This window comes from Streptomyces sp. PR69 (genome assembly GCF_026420845.1).
Classification (GTDB): Bacteria; Actinomycetota; Actinomycetes; order Streptomycetales; family Streptomycetaceae; genus Streptomyces.
This window is the reverse complement of the sequence record NZ_JAOWCB010000003.1, coordinates 311,382-323,754: the sequence shown is the minus strand read 5'-3', so window position 1 is coordinate 323,754 and position 12,373 is coordinate 311,382. Positions and strand designations below refer to the sequence as shown.

The 12,373-nt window shown below is 71.4% G+C and carries 12 protein-coding genes; 6 read left to right on the top strand and 6 right to left on the bottom strand.

Annotation, left to right across the window (positions count from 1 at the left end; translation table 11 throughout):
* The first annotated feature begins 107 nt into the window (after window positions 1-107).
* Together OF819_RS04735 and OF819_RS04730 are read left to right on the top strand one after the other, a co-directional pair.
* Window positions 108-1,076: a multicopper oxidase domain-containing protein gene (locus OF819_RS04735; protein WP_267242050.1), complete on the top strand. Its 969-nt coding sequence runs from the start codon at window positions 108-110 to the stop codon at window positions 1,074-1,076.
* A 129-nt stretch (window positions 1,077-1,205) separates the two neighbouring features.
* On the top strand, window positions 1,206-1,466 hold the full coding sequence (locus tag OF819_RS04730; RefSeq protein WP_267242049.1) for a WhiB family transcriptional regulator: 261 nt from the start codon (window positions 1,206-1,208) through the stop codon (window positions 1,464-1,466).
* 777 nt (window positions 1,467-2,243) lie between these two features.
* On the opposite strand, the gene OF819_RS04725 is transcribed toward OF819_RS04730, so the two are convergent.
* From OF819_RS04725 to OF819_RS04705, 5 genes are all read right to left on the bottom strand, one after another.
* The gene (locus tag OF819_RS04725) at window positions 2,244-3,221 is read right to left on the bottom strand and encodes an acyl-ACP desaturase (protein WP_267242048.1); all 978 of its coding nucleotides are present in this window, start codon (window positions 3,219-3,221) and stop codon (window positions 2,244-2,246) included.
* Window positions 3,222-3,359: 138 nt separating this feature from the next.
* The gene (gene ddaH / locus OF819_RS04720) at window positions 3,360-4,136 is read right to left on the bottom strand and encodes a dimethylargininase (RefSeq protein WP_267242047.1); all 777 of its coding nucleotides are present in this window, start codon (window positions 4,134-4,136) and stop codon (window positions 3,360-3,362) included.
* A gap of 153 nt (window positions 4,137-4,289) precedes the next feature.
* Entirely contained in the window at window positions 4,290-5,939 is a 1,650-nt protein-coding gene (locus tag OF819_RS04715) for an ABC-F family ATP-binding cassette domain-containing protein (RefSeq protein ID WP_267242046.1), read from the bottom strand.
* A 393-nt stretch (window positions 5,940-6,332) separates the two neighbouring features.
* Window positions 6,333-6,749, bottom strand: a complete 417-nt coding sequence (locus tag OF819_RS04710; RefSeq protein WP_267242045.1) for an SsgA family sporulation/cell division regulator — start codon at window positions 6,747-6,749, stop codon at window positions 6,333-6,335.
* Window positions 6,750-6,907: 158 nt separating this feature from the next.
* Complete coding sequence (locus tag OF819_RS04705; protein ID WP_267242044.1) at window positions 6,908-7,204, bottom strand: YciI family protein; 297 nt, start codon at window positions 7,202-7,204, stop codon at window positions 6,908-6,910.
* 63 nt (window positions 7,205-7,267) lie between these two features.
* On the opposite strand from OF819_RS04705, the gene OF819_RS04700 reads away from it, so the two are divergent.
* Complete coding sequence (locus OF819_RS04700; RefSeq protein WP_267242043.1) at window positions 7,268-7,969, top strand: endonuclease V; 702 nt, start codon at window positions 7,268-7,270, stop codon at window positions 7,967-7,969.
* A gap of 249 nt (window positions 7,970-8,218) precedes the next feature.
* On the opposite strand, the gene OF819_RS04695 is transcribed toward OF819_RS04700, so the two are convergent.
* Window positions 8,219-9,409 (bottom strand): saccharopine dehydrogenase family protein, encoded by a 1,191-nt coding sequence (locus tag OF819_RS04695; protein WP_267242042.1) that lies wholly within the window; start codon window positions 9,407-9,409, stop codon window positions 8,219-8,221.
* A gap of 94 nt (window positions 9,410-9,503) precedes the next feature.
* Here OF819_RS04695 and OF819_RS04690 point away from each other — a divergent pair, with 94 nt between their 5' ends.
* The 3 genes from OF819_RS04690 (at window position 9,504) to OF819_RS04680 (ending at window position 12,330) form a co-directional block, all read left to right on the top strand.
* The gene (locus OF819_RS04690; protein WP_267242041.1) at window positions 9,504-9,887 is read left to right on the top strand and encodes an MmcQ/YjbR family DNA-binding protein; all 384 of its coding nucleotides are present in this window, start codon (window positions 9,504-9,506) and stop codon (window positions 9,885-9,887) included.
* A gap of 125 nt (window positions 9,888-10,012) precedes the next feature.
* Window positions 10,013-11,191 carry a CaiB/BaiF CoA transferase family protein gene (locus OF819_RS04685; protein WP_267242040.1) on the top strand — a complete coding sequence of 393 codons (1,179 nt, stop codon included), beginning with the start codon at window positions 10,013-10,015 and terminating at the stop codon, window positions 11,189-11,191.
* Entirely contained in the window at window positions 11,188-12,330 is a 1,143-nt protein-coding gene (locus tag OF819_RS04680) for an acyl-CoA dehydrogenase family protein (RefSeq protein ID WP_267242039.1), read from the top strand. Before OF819_RS04685 ends, OF819_RS04680 begins: the two co-directional genes overlap by 4 nt.
* Window positions 12,331-12,373 lie beyond the last annotated feature (43 nt).

The following is a 12,373-nucleotide window of genomic DNA, read 5'->3' as shown; positions in this document are numbered from 1 at the left end:
ATGAACTTTGTCCCGGGCGTGGATAAACAAAGATCATTTCACTACCGTGCGATCGTTGTGTTCGTCGGTCTCCGGACGAGAGCCGGACGAGAGTGGGGGGTTCCGGCATGGACAGACGGAGCTTCAGCCGCCGGCTGCTCGCGGGAAGCGCGGTCGCGGCCGCCGGTGTGACATCGTTATCCATCCCCTCCGCCTCATCGGCCGACACGGCCGGAACCGGCCCCCTCAGAAGGGCCCCGGCGGGCGGCCGGGTGCGCCATCTGAAGGTCTTCGCCGAGAAACTGCCGGACGGTCAGCTCGGATATGGCCTGGAGAAGGGCAAACCGGCCATTCCCGGACCGCTCATCGAACTGGTCGAAGGCGACACCCTGCACATCGAGTTCGAGAATCTGCTGGATGTGCCGGTGAGCCTGCACCCCCACGGGGTCGACTACGACATCGCAAGCGACGGCACCAAGCACAACCGCAGCCATGTCCCCGCAGGCGGCGTTCGCACCTACACCTGGCGCACCCATGTCCCCGGCAGACGCAAGGACGGCACCTGGCGCCCCGGCAGCGCGGGCTACTGGCACTACCACGACCATGTGGTGGGCACCGAGCACGGCACCGGCGGCATACGCAAGGGGCTGTACGGCCCGCTGGTGGTGCGCCGGGAAGGCGACATCCTGCCGGACAGGCAGTTCACTGTCGTCTTCAACGACATGACGATCAACAACAGGCCCGCGGACGATCCTCCCGAGTTCCGTGCGGCGGTCGGCGACCGCGTCGAGATCGTCATGATCACGCACGGCGAGTTCTACCACACCTTCCATATGCACGGTCACCGCTGGGCGGACAACAGGACCGGCCTCCTCGAAGGCCCCGACGACGTCAGCCGCGTCATCGACAACAAGATCACCGGCCCGGCGGACTCCTTCGGCTTCCAGATCATCGCGGGGGAGGGGGTGGGGGCAGGAGCCTGGATGTACCACTGCCATGTGCAGAGCCACTCCGACATGGGCATGGCCGGACTGTTCCTGGTGGCCAAGCCGGACGGCACGATTCCGGGGTACGACCCCCACGGCGGCCATGGGTGACGTCCGCCGTGAGCGGCCACGGCGGGCCCCTGCCGCGGACCGCCCGCGGTCAAGGCGGCGCGACCGGCGGACGTACACGTCAATGGTTCGTTGATCGGCCGTTTATCGGCGGTGAGCAGTCTGGCGCGTATGCCGATCAACACCACTGCCGACCACACCGCCGACGGCCGCGAGCTGTCCTGGCCGGAGACCGCCCTGTGTGCCCAGGTCGGGCCGGAGTTCTTCTTCCCGGCCCCCGGGTCGTCCACCCGCGAGGCCAAGCGGCTCTGCGGGGCGTGCGAGGGGCGGGTGGCCTGTCTGGAGTACGCCCTCGCTCACGACGAGAGGTTCGGCGTATGGGGCGGGCTCTCGGAGAAGGAGCGGCACCGTCTCAAGCACGGCAAGGGCTGACCGCGCCCGAGGACCCGCCGCGCCTGCGGGCGGTCATCCGGCAGGCGGAAGCCCTGCCGCGGCCCCCGGAGCCGACCCCGTACGCGGTCAAGCCCATGACCCCTGCCCCGGCGAGGTCGGCGGACACGGCGCTCGACGCCTCCGTCCGGGTCGCTGCCCAGCCCCTTTGCCACCCCGCCGGCACCCGCCGCATGGGCGTCGAACGGGTGCCGATCCCGCCGCGGCGGTCGCCGGCCCCCGGCTCAGGGACCGGGTAGCTGGGGGCCTGCGCGTCGTGGACGCCTCCGTCATACCGTCGATCACCGCGGCCATGCGCGCGCGCCCGACGGCGGCCCTTGCCGAGAGGACGGCGGACCTCACCCGCGGACCTCACCCGCGGACCTCATCCGCGCAGCGGCCGGGCCTCTGCCCGTCGTTGACCGGCCCGGCCGCGGGAGCCGGTTGCTCACCCGCTGAGGGGGTGTGCGACTGTGGAGCGGCGGGTCTGCCTGCCGCCGACTGGCCCGGCCGGGGGAGCCGGTCACCCATCCGCGGATGGGGTGCGCGACCGCGGAGCGGTCGGGCCTCTGCCCGTCGTCGACCGGCCCGGCCGCCGGAGCCGGTCACTCACCCGCGGAGGCGGTACGCGACCGCGACCCGGCCGCCGGAGCCGGTGGCGCGCAGTCGGCCGGCCGTCATCTGTCGTGTGCCGCACACATCGGCGGAGTCCCGGCCGCCGGGGCGGGGGCGTCCCGCCGGGCAGCGCCGCCGGGCATCCCGCCGGGGGCGCGTCCCGCGTCAGCCCGCAGCCGCGCGGGCCGCCAACCGGGCCTTGCGGGCGGCCAGCTTCTCGTCAAACCTCGTCGCCTCGGTCTGCAGCCCGCCCATGTAGTAGCCGAGCTCCTCCTGCGCCTTGAGGCCCTCGGGCCCCAGCCCGCCGATCTCCATGACCTTCAGATAGCGCAGCACCGGCTGCAGCACATCGTCGTGGTGGATGCGCAGGTTGTAGATCTCGCCGATCGCCATCTGCGCGGCCGCCCGCTCGAAACCGGGCATCCCGTGACCGGGCATACGGAAGTTGACGACGACGTCGCGCACGGCCTGCATGGTCAGATCCGGGGCCAGCTCGAACGCCGCGCTGAGCAGATTCCGGTAGAAGATCATGTGCAGGTTCTCGTCGATCGCGATCCGCGCGAGCATCCGGTCGCAGACGGGGTCGCCCGACTGGTGTCCGGTGTTGCGGTGCGAGACGCGGGTCGCCAGCTCCTGGAAGGAGACATACGCGACCGAGTGCAGCATCGAGTGGCGGTTGTCGGACTCGAAGCCCTCCGACATATGGGCCATCCGGAACTGCTCCAGCTGGTCCGGGTCCACGGCGCGCGAGGTCAGCAGATAGTCGCGCATCACGATGCCGTGTCTGCCCTCCTCCGCGGTCCAGCGGTGCACCCAGGTGCCCCATGCGCCGTCCCGGCCGAAGAGCGTGGCGATCTCATGGTGGTAGCTCGGCAGGTTGTCCTCGGTCAGCAGATTGACCACAAGCGCGATCCGGCCGACCTCGCTGACCTTGGACTGCCCTGGTTCCCATGCCTCTCCGTCCTCGAAGAAGGCGGGGAAGTTCCGGCCGTCGCCGAAGGGCACGTACTCGTGGGGCATCCAGTCCCTGACGACCGTCAGATGGCGGTTGAGCTCCTTCTCGACCACCTCCTCCAGTGCGTACAGCAGCCGGGCGTCGGTCCACGCATCCGAACTGCCGAGGTGGGGGGAGATGATCGTCACGAGGGCTCCTGGGGGCGGGAGGGGGAACGTTTTACCTGCGGGGGCGTTACCTACGAGGTCGTAGGTTACGAAACCGTAGGTTAAACGCGCGGCAAGCCGCCGTCCAAGCCCGCCGGAGAGATATCCGGTTACGTTCTGTTATGTGTACAGGTGGCGCAGGCGTACCGAGAGACAGGTCACGCAGCCTTCGAGCTTCTCGAACTCGCTGATGTCCACCGGAACCGGCTCATACCCCAAGTCCGCATACAGCTCCGCCGTCTTGGGCGCGCTCGCCGCCATCAGCAGCTTTCCGCCGCCGAGGAGCACCACATGTGCGCCCGACTCCTCCGGAACCGGCAGAAAGCGCTCGAACGCCGAAGGGTTGTCGACCAGCGGCGGATGGCCCACAACCGTAGAGTCGGGCAGCGCTGTCACGGCGGACTTCAGATGCAGCACCTGGCTCACCGGCACCGCTGTCACCCGCGCCCCCAGCGGCTCGAACGCGGCCCGCAGCTGCTGGACCCCCGCCGCGTTCGTCCGGCCCCCGCGGCCGACATAGACGGTGTTGCCGATCTTGAGCACATCCCCGCCGTCCAGGGTGCCCGGCGCCCACACCCAGTTCACGGAACAGCCCAGCTCCGCCAGGGTCTGCTCCACGGCCGCCGTCTCCGGCCGGCGGGACTGCGCCCCCGGCCGGGCGATCAGCGCGACATTGCGGAACATGACCACGGTGTCCTCGATGAACACGCCGTCCGGGCAGTCGTCGGCCGGATCGACCTCGACCGTCTCCCAGCCGTGTGCCCGCAGCGCCGCCGCATAGCCCTCCCACTGTTCGAGCGCCAGCGCCGCATCGACGGGACGGCGCTCGATATGGGTGACCAGCCCCTCGGCGAGGCGTGGGCTCGGACGGCGGATCAGGGCTTTCCTGCTCGGCACGGCGGCGGTCTCCAGGTCGTACTCGGGGGTAGGAAGTGCCGCCCATCTTTAGCCGCTGTCCCCGGGGCGCGTAAAGACCCATCCGGGCGCGAGCTCGCACCGGGCCCGGCACGGGGGCCGGGTCCGAGCCCGGCCCCGCTGACCGGCCCCCGGTCAGCCGAACGCCGCCCGCACCTCGTCGGCCGACCTATCGCGCAGCTCCCCGTCGAGCATCAGCCACCGGGTGATCCCGACCGACTCCAGGAACGGCATGTCGTGACTCGCCACGATCAGCGCCCCTTCATACGACTCCAGGGCGGCCGTGAGCTGCCGCACGCTCGCCATGTCCAGATTGTTGGTCGGCTCATCCAGCATCAGCAGCCGCGGCGCGGGCTCGGCGAGCAGCAGCGCGGCCAGCGAGGCCCGGAACCGCTCCCCGCCCGACAGCGTCCCGGCGAGCTGATCGGCGCGCGCCCCGCGGAACAGAAAGCGCGCCAGCCGCGCACGGACGCGGTTGTTGTCCGCGTCCGGCGCGAACCGCGCCACGTTCTGCGCCACGGTCAGCCCGTCGTCGAGGACGTCGAGCCGCTGCGGCAGAAAGCGCAGCGGCACTTCGGCCCGCGCCTCGCCCGCCAGCGGGGCCAGCTCGCCTGCGATGGTGCGCAGCAGGGTCGTCTTGCCCGCGCCGTTCCGGCCGAGCAGCGCGATCCGCTCCGGTCCCCGTACCTCCAACTCGCCCTTCACCTCGGCCCCGTAGCACAGCGTCAGCTCACTGAGGCGGAGCACGCCGAGCCCCGGATGGACCGTGGTCGCGGGCAGTTCGATGCGGATCTCGTCGTCGTCGCGCACCGCCTCCACGGCCTCGCCGAGCCGCTCCTTCGCCTCGGCGAGCTTCTCGGCGTGCATGATGCGGTGCTTGCCGGCGGACACCTGGGCCTGCCGCTTGCGTTCCTTCATCACCGCTCTGGGTTCGCGTTTGGTGTCGTACATCTTCTGGCCGTATCGCTTGCGGCGGGCCAATGTGACGTGTGCGTGGGCCAGTTCGCGTTTCTGTCGCTGGACATCGGCCTCCGCGACCCGCACCATCCGCTCGGCGGCCTCCTGTTCGGCCGCGAGCGCCTGCTCGTACGCGGTGAAGTTCCCGCCGTACCAGGCGACGTCGCCGTCGCGCAGATCGGCGATCTGGTCGACGTGCTCCAGCAGTTCGCGGTCATGGCTGACCACGACCATCACCCCCGACCAGTCGGCCACCGCTTCATAGAGCCGCCGCCGCGCATACAGATCCAGGTTGTTGGTGGGTTCGTCGAGCAGCAGCACATCGGGCCGGGCCAGCAGCAGTGCGGCCAGCCGCAGCAGCACGCCCTCCCCGCCGGAGACCTCGCCTATGGTGCGGTCGAGGCCGATGTGACCGAGCCCCAGCTGATCCAGCGAGGCCCGCGCCCGCTCCTCGACGTCCCAGTCGTCGCCGATCGCCGTGAAGTGCTCCTCACGTGTGTCTCCGGCTTCGATCGCGTGCAGCGCGGCGCGCTTGCCTGCGATGCCCAGCGCCTCGTCCACGCGCAGTGCGGTGTCGAGCACCAGGTTCTGCGGCAGATAGCCGATCCGGCCCGTCGCGCGCACCGCCCCTTCGGACGGGGGCAGCTCACCGGCGATCAGCCGCAGCAGCGTCGACTTGCCGCACCCGTTGAGGCCGACGAGCCCGGTTCTGCCGGAGCCGACCGCCAGCTGGAAGCCGTCGAAGACGACGGTGCCGTCCGGCCAGGAGAAGCCAAGCGAGGTGCAGACGATGTGCGCGGAAGTGTGAGCAGCAGAATGAGCAGACATAGAGGTGACTCCCCGGTTGCGAGTAGAGATGGTGCGAGGGCAACGGGTGGAGACACCGGATCGCGTGCCCCGGCCGGGCGTCGGCCACAGAGGGCGGAAAGCCGGCGAGGATGCGGCTGAGGACGGCTGACGCCCCAACGTCACGGGGGCGCGATGGCCGCCATGGGCAGGGGGACGTTCGGATACTCGTCCGCCGAGGTCGCACGCGATGCACGGCACAGCCTTGTGTCGGCTGTGGCACACGGTGTCTCAAGACCTCAGACGAGCAACGTCCTTCTCCAATCGGCGGCAACAGAACCGGTGTAGACCGTAGGGGGGCGTGCGGCGGCCGTCAACGCATTTATGCGCCGGTGCTTGTCACAGTGCGCATCAGGTAGCGAGGCGGTCGGGCGGTCAGGCGGCGTCGCGCATCAGCTCGGCCAGATCGTGGTCGAGGTCGAGATGCAGATGCTCGCGGCCGGCCGGCACCAGAGCCTGGGCGCGCCTGAGGAAACGGCGCAGCTCGGCGGTGCGGATATGGACCATCGCCACACCCTGCGGGGCGTGGAACTCGATCACCGTGCGGTCGTAGCCGTAGGGGTGTACGCGCACGTCCCCGACCCCCATGGGGGCGTCGACCCCGGCCAGCAGCAGCTCACGGGAGAACACCCAGGCCACCTCGGCCCCCTCAAGGGTCGCGGGCGGCGGAAAGGCCATGCGGACCGCGAAGGGGTCCTCGCGGTCATAGCGGAGAGTGACGGGAATGGTTTCCATCCGGGGCGCCGAGGCGACCAGCCGCGCCTGCACGGTCTGCTCGATGACGGTGGACAAGGCCGTGCTCCTTGCTGCGCTGCGCTGATTCGCTGACGTCTCCCTGACGCCCGGGAAGACGGCGGATGAAGCGATTCAGTGCATCGGCGGCGAGCGTGACCTGTGTCACCCGGGGGCGGCGGCGCGAAGCTGCGGCCCCTGTGGGGTGCGGGGCGCGGCTATGGCCTCCGCTCCCGGTACTCGGCGAGCGCGGCCGCGGTCTTCGTCGCATGGAACTCCGTGATCCGGTACGCGCACACCCCGCCGATCACGAACGGATCCGCCGCGGCGATCTTCTCGATCTGCCCGCGGTCGTCCCCGACGGCGAGGATCACCCCGCCGTCCCGCGGATTCTTGCGGCCGGAGGCGATGAAGACACCCTCGTCGTAATACGTGTCCAGCCACTCCCGATGCGCTTCGAGGAGCTCGTCGACCCGCTCGACGGGCGCGGTGTAGGTCAATTCGAGTACGAACATGATCGCCAGGCTAGCGGCCGGGGCTGACATCGCACGTGGGGCCCGCCGTAGGCTGACGGCATCATGAAGATCATCGAAACGCCCGCGGACTGGCCGGCCGACGAAGCCGCGGCCCTCGCCGTGCAGGACCGGCTGCGCGCCCGCGTCATCCTGGACGAGCCGGGCCCGCCGGTGGGGGAGGGGCGGGTGACCGGGGTGGACGTCGCGTACGACGACGCGCGCGACATCGTCGCCGCGGCGGCCGTCGTGCTGGACGCCGCGACCCTGGACGTGGTCGAGGAGGCCACCGCGGTGGGCCGGGTGGCCTTCCCGTACATCCCGGGGCTGCTCGCGTTCCGGGAGATCCCGACGGTGCTGGCCGCGCTGTCCTCGCTCTCCGGCGACCCGGGCCTGGTCGTCTGCGACGGCTACGGCGTGGCGCATCCACGGCGGTTCGGTCTCGCGAGCCATCTGGGCGTGCTGACGGGGCTCCCGGCCATCGGCGTCGCCAAGAATCCGTTCGTCTTCTCCTACGACGCCCTCGGTCCGCGCCGCGGGGACAGCGCCCCGCTCCTCGCCGAGGACGGCGAGGAGGTCGGCCGGGCCCTGCGCACGCGTGACGGCGTGAAACCGGTCTTCGTCTCGGCGGGCCATCGCGTCACCCTCGACGTGGCCTGCGCCCACACCCTGCACCTCGCCCGCCGCTTCCGCATCCCCGAATCCACGCGCCGCGCGGACACCCTGTGCCGCACCGCCCTGGCCGAGGCGCGCACCGCCGTCGCATGAACCCGGGGCGAAACCCCCGGTCACCGGGGTTGGAGCGGAGGCGGCCCCCGGTGGGGGCGGACCAAGCTCCCCCCGGCAGGCGCGCGCCCTGCCGCGCGCCCTGAGCGGCTGCGGTGGAGTCCAGCGCGGTTCGGATGCGCCCCGCAGGGCGCGGGGCTGTATCGATGCGCGGCTCCGCCGCGTGGGCGTGACCAGCCACGACGCACCGTCAGCCGACAGGGTGTCCGCAGCGGCATTCCCGCGGAGCGCTCAGCGCGTGGCCGCGACGCGAAAGGTCAGGCCCGCTCCCTGCAGCCGGGTCAGCAGCGCGTCGCCCATCGCCGCGGCCGTGGTGACCTGGCCGGACGTCGGGGGGAGGTCGTCGAGGGCGAGGCACAGCGCCGACTCCGCGAGCATTTTGGCCGTATCGCCGTAGCCGGGGTCGCCGCCGGCGACCTCGGTGAAGACGCGCCGGCCGCCGCCCTCGCCGACGAAGCGGACCGTGAACCAGCTCGCCGCCCGGCGCTCGGCATCGGGGCCCTCGCCCGCGGGGTAGCGGTCCATCAGCCAGCGTCGCGCGGGCGGGAGCTGGGCGAGCGCGACGCCCGCGCCCATCGCCGCCGCACCGCCGAGCGCCACCGGCAGCCACTTGACCGCGGCGTAGTGGCGGTAGCGGAAGTCGGGTCCGTACCGCCGCAGCGCACGGGCGGAGCGCGCCACGATCTGCGGGTCGACCGTCGGCAGCGGCATCGCCCACATGCCGGTCTCCCGGCTGAAGCGGGGGGCGGACAGCGGAGCGCGCGCCCGCCGGTCCACCAGCCGCGGCTCGTGCAGCCGTCGCTCGTGCGCGGCGCGCCGCACCTGCCGGCCGCGGCTCATGACGGTGAGCGCGGAGGCCAGCGTGCCTCCGGAGAACATGGCGCTGGAGCGTACGAAGCCGTCCACCCGCAGCGGGACGTCCTGCGGCAGCTGCTGCACCGTGAAGTACACGCCGAGGTCGTGCGGCACCGAGTCGAAGCCGCAGGCGTGGACGAGCCGTGCGCCGCTCTCCCGGGCCCGGGCGTCATGTCGTACGTACATCAGATCGATGAACTCCGACTCGCCCGTGAGATCGGCGTAGTCCGTCCCGGCCTCGGCGCAGGCCGCGACGAGCGGCTCGCCGTACCAGAGGTACGGCCCCACCGTCGTGGCCACGACACGCGTGGACTGGGCGAGTTCGCGCAGCGCCGCGGGGTCGTCGGCGTCGGCGACGAGCAGCGGAAGGTCCGCGCAGTCCGGATTGAGGGCCGTCAGCCGCTCCCGGAGCCGCTCCAGCCTCTCCCGGCTGCGGCCCGCGACCGCCCACCGGCAGTCCTTCGGACCGTGCTCGGCGAGGTAGCGCGCGGTCAGTTCGCCCACGAACCCTGTGGCTCCGTAGAGCACGATGTCGTGCTCACGCTCTGCCCCGACCCGTCTGTTCATGCCGCCCTCCCGGACATCCTCGCCGCGCCGCGCCGTTGTCGGCAGCCGAGGCTAGCGTGAGTTCCCGAGAGCCGTGCGATCAGGGAGGTGGACGATGGCCGCCGTGCCGAAGGGTCCGTTGAAGAAGCGTGAGCGGGTGCTGGCCTTTGCCCTCGGGCTGCCGGGGGCGTACGAGGACCATCCGTGGGGCGAGACGGTCGTCAAGGTGAACAAGAAGATTTTCGTCTTTCTGGGGGTCGGGGACGGCAGCCACCCGCTCGGCGTCGGCGTCAAGCTCAGGGACGAGGCCGTGCACGCCCACGCCCTGTCGTCGCCGGGCGCGACGCCGTCGGGGTACGGCCTGGGCAAGGCGGGGTGGGTGCAGATCCCGCTGGAGGAGAAGGGCGCGCCCGCCGCCGAGCTGCTCTGCGAGTGGGTGGAGGAGAGCTATCGCGCCATCGCGACGAAGAAGCTCGTCGCCGAACTCGACGCCCGCTGACCGACGCGTGAGCCGGCGCCGGGAGCACCTGCGTCCACAGGCCTTGTGCCGGGTGGAACGTGTTCTTACCATCACTGGTGTTACATCAGTTGTGTCATAGCTGGCCGGAGAGCGCTGGGGGCGCGATGGCGGGAACAGACAGTGCAGCTCAGACGCCCGGGAGCGGGGGCCCGCTGGCCGGGGTGCGCGTGGTGGAGCTGGCGGGCATCGGCCCCGGCCCCTTTGCGGCCATGCTCCTCGCCGACCTCGGCGCCGACGTCGTGCGGGTCGACCGCCCCGGCGGCGCAGGGCTCGCCATCGACCCCGCGTACGACCTGACCAACCGCAACAAGCGGTCCGTGCTGGTCGACCTCAAGGCCGAGGACGGCCCCGGACGGGTCCTCGACCTCGTCGAGCGGGCCGACATCCTGATCGAGGGCTATCGGCCCGGCGTCGCCGAGCGGCTCGGCGTCGGCCCCGACGCCTGCCTGGCCCGCAATCCACAGCTGGTGTACGGGCGGATGACCGGCTGGGGCCAGGAGGGGCCGCTCGCCCAGCGGGCCGGCCATGACATCGCGTATATCGCCGTCACCGGCGCCCTCGGGATGATCGGCAAGGCCGGGGAGCCGCCCGCCGTCCCCGCCAACCTCGTCGGGGACTACGCGGGAGGCTCCCTCTATCTCGTCGTCGGCGTGCTGGCCGCACTCCAGCACGCCCGCGCCGAAGGCGGCAGCGGCCAGGTGGTGGACGCCGCCATCGTCGACGGCGCGGCCCATCTCGCCACGATGATCCACGGCATGATGGCGGCCGGGGGCTGGCAGGACCGGCGCGGGGCGAATCTGCTGGACGGCGGCTGTCCCTTCTACGGCGCCTATGAGACGGCCGACGGCCAGTACATGGCGGTCGGGGCGCTGGAGCAGCAGTTCTACGACCGGTTCATCGAGCTGCTCGGCCTTGCGGAGCAGGTCCCGGCCCGTAAGGACTTCGCCCGCTGGGGCGAGCTGCGCGACGCCGTGGCCGCCCGCTTCAAGACCCGGACACGCGACGAGTGGACCGCGGTCTTCGAGCACTCGGACGCCTGCGTCGCGCCCGTGCTGTCGCTGCGCGAGGCACCCGCCCACCCCCATCTCGCCGCCCGCGCCACCTTCGTCGAGCACGGCGGCATCACCCAGCCCGCGCCCGCGCCGCGCTTCGCCGCCACGCCCGTCTCCGTGCGCCGCGGGCCCGCCCTGCCGGGTGCGGACGCGGCAGAGGTGGCCCGCGACTGGAATGTGCCGTCCGCCGCTCCCGGGAGCCGGAGCCGACAGCCGGGGGGCCTGAGGTGAAGCGCCAGATCTTCACCGCCGAGCATGACGCGTTCCGTGAGACCGTGCGCGCCTTCCTCGCCAAGGAGGTGCTGCCGCACTACGAGCAGTGGGAGAGGGACGGCATCGTCAGCCGGGCGGCCTGGCGCGCGGCCGGCCGGCAGGGACTCCTCGGCCTTGCCGTCCCGGAGGAGTACGGGGGCGGCGGAGAGCCCGACTTCCGGTATGCCGCCGTCCTGGCCGAGGAGTTCACGCGCGCCGGCGCCGCGGGCCTCGCCGTGGGACTCCACAACGACATCGTCGGCCCGTATCTGACCTCTCTCGCCACAGACGAGCAGAAGCGCCGCTGGCTGCCCGGCTTCTGCAGCGGCGAGACGATCACCGCGATCGCCATGACGGAGCCGGGCGCGGGCTCCGACCTCCAGGCCGTCCGCACCTCGGCCGAGGACCGCGGCGACCACTGGGTGCTCAACGGCGCGAAGACCTTCATCTCCAACGGCATCCTCGCCGACCTGGTGGTCGTCGTCGCGAAGACGACCCCCGAGGGCGGCGCCAAGGGGCTGTCCCTGCTGGTCGTCGAGCGCGGCGCCGAGGGCTTCGAACGCGGCCGCAACCTCGACAAGATCGGCCAGAAGGCCCAGGACACCGCGGAGCTGTTCTTCCAGGACGTCCGGGTGCCCAAGGAGAATCTGCTGGGCGAGCTGAACGGCGCGTTCGGCCATCTGATGACCAACCTCGCGCAGGAGCGCATGGCCATCGCCGTCTCCGGCATCGCCGCCGCCGAACATCTGCTGGAGATCACCACGCAGTACGTCAAGGAGCGCGAGGCCTTCGGGCGGCCGCTGGCCCGGCTCCAGCACATCCGCTTCGAGATCGCCGAGATGGCCACCGAGTGCGCCGTCACCCGTACGTTCATCGACCGCTGCATCGTCGATCACTCGAACGGGGAACTCGACGCCGTACACGCCTCGATGGCCAAGTGGTGGGCCACCGAGCTGCAGAAGCGGGTCGCCGACCGCTGTCTGCAACTGCACGGCGGCTACGGCTATATGAGCGAGTACCCGGTGGCCAGGGCCTTTGTCGACGGCCGCATCCAGACCATCTACGGCGGCACTACCGAGATCATGAAGGAGATCATCGGCCGCTCCCTGCTCGGCTGACCCTCCTGACCGCCGACTCCCACCGACTTCCCGGAAAGGCTTG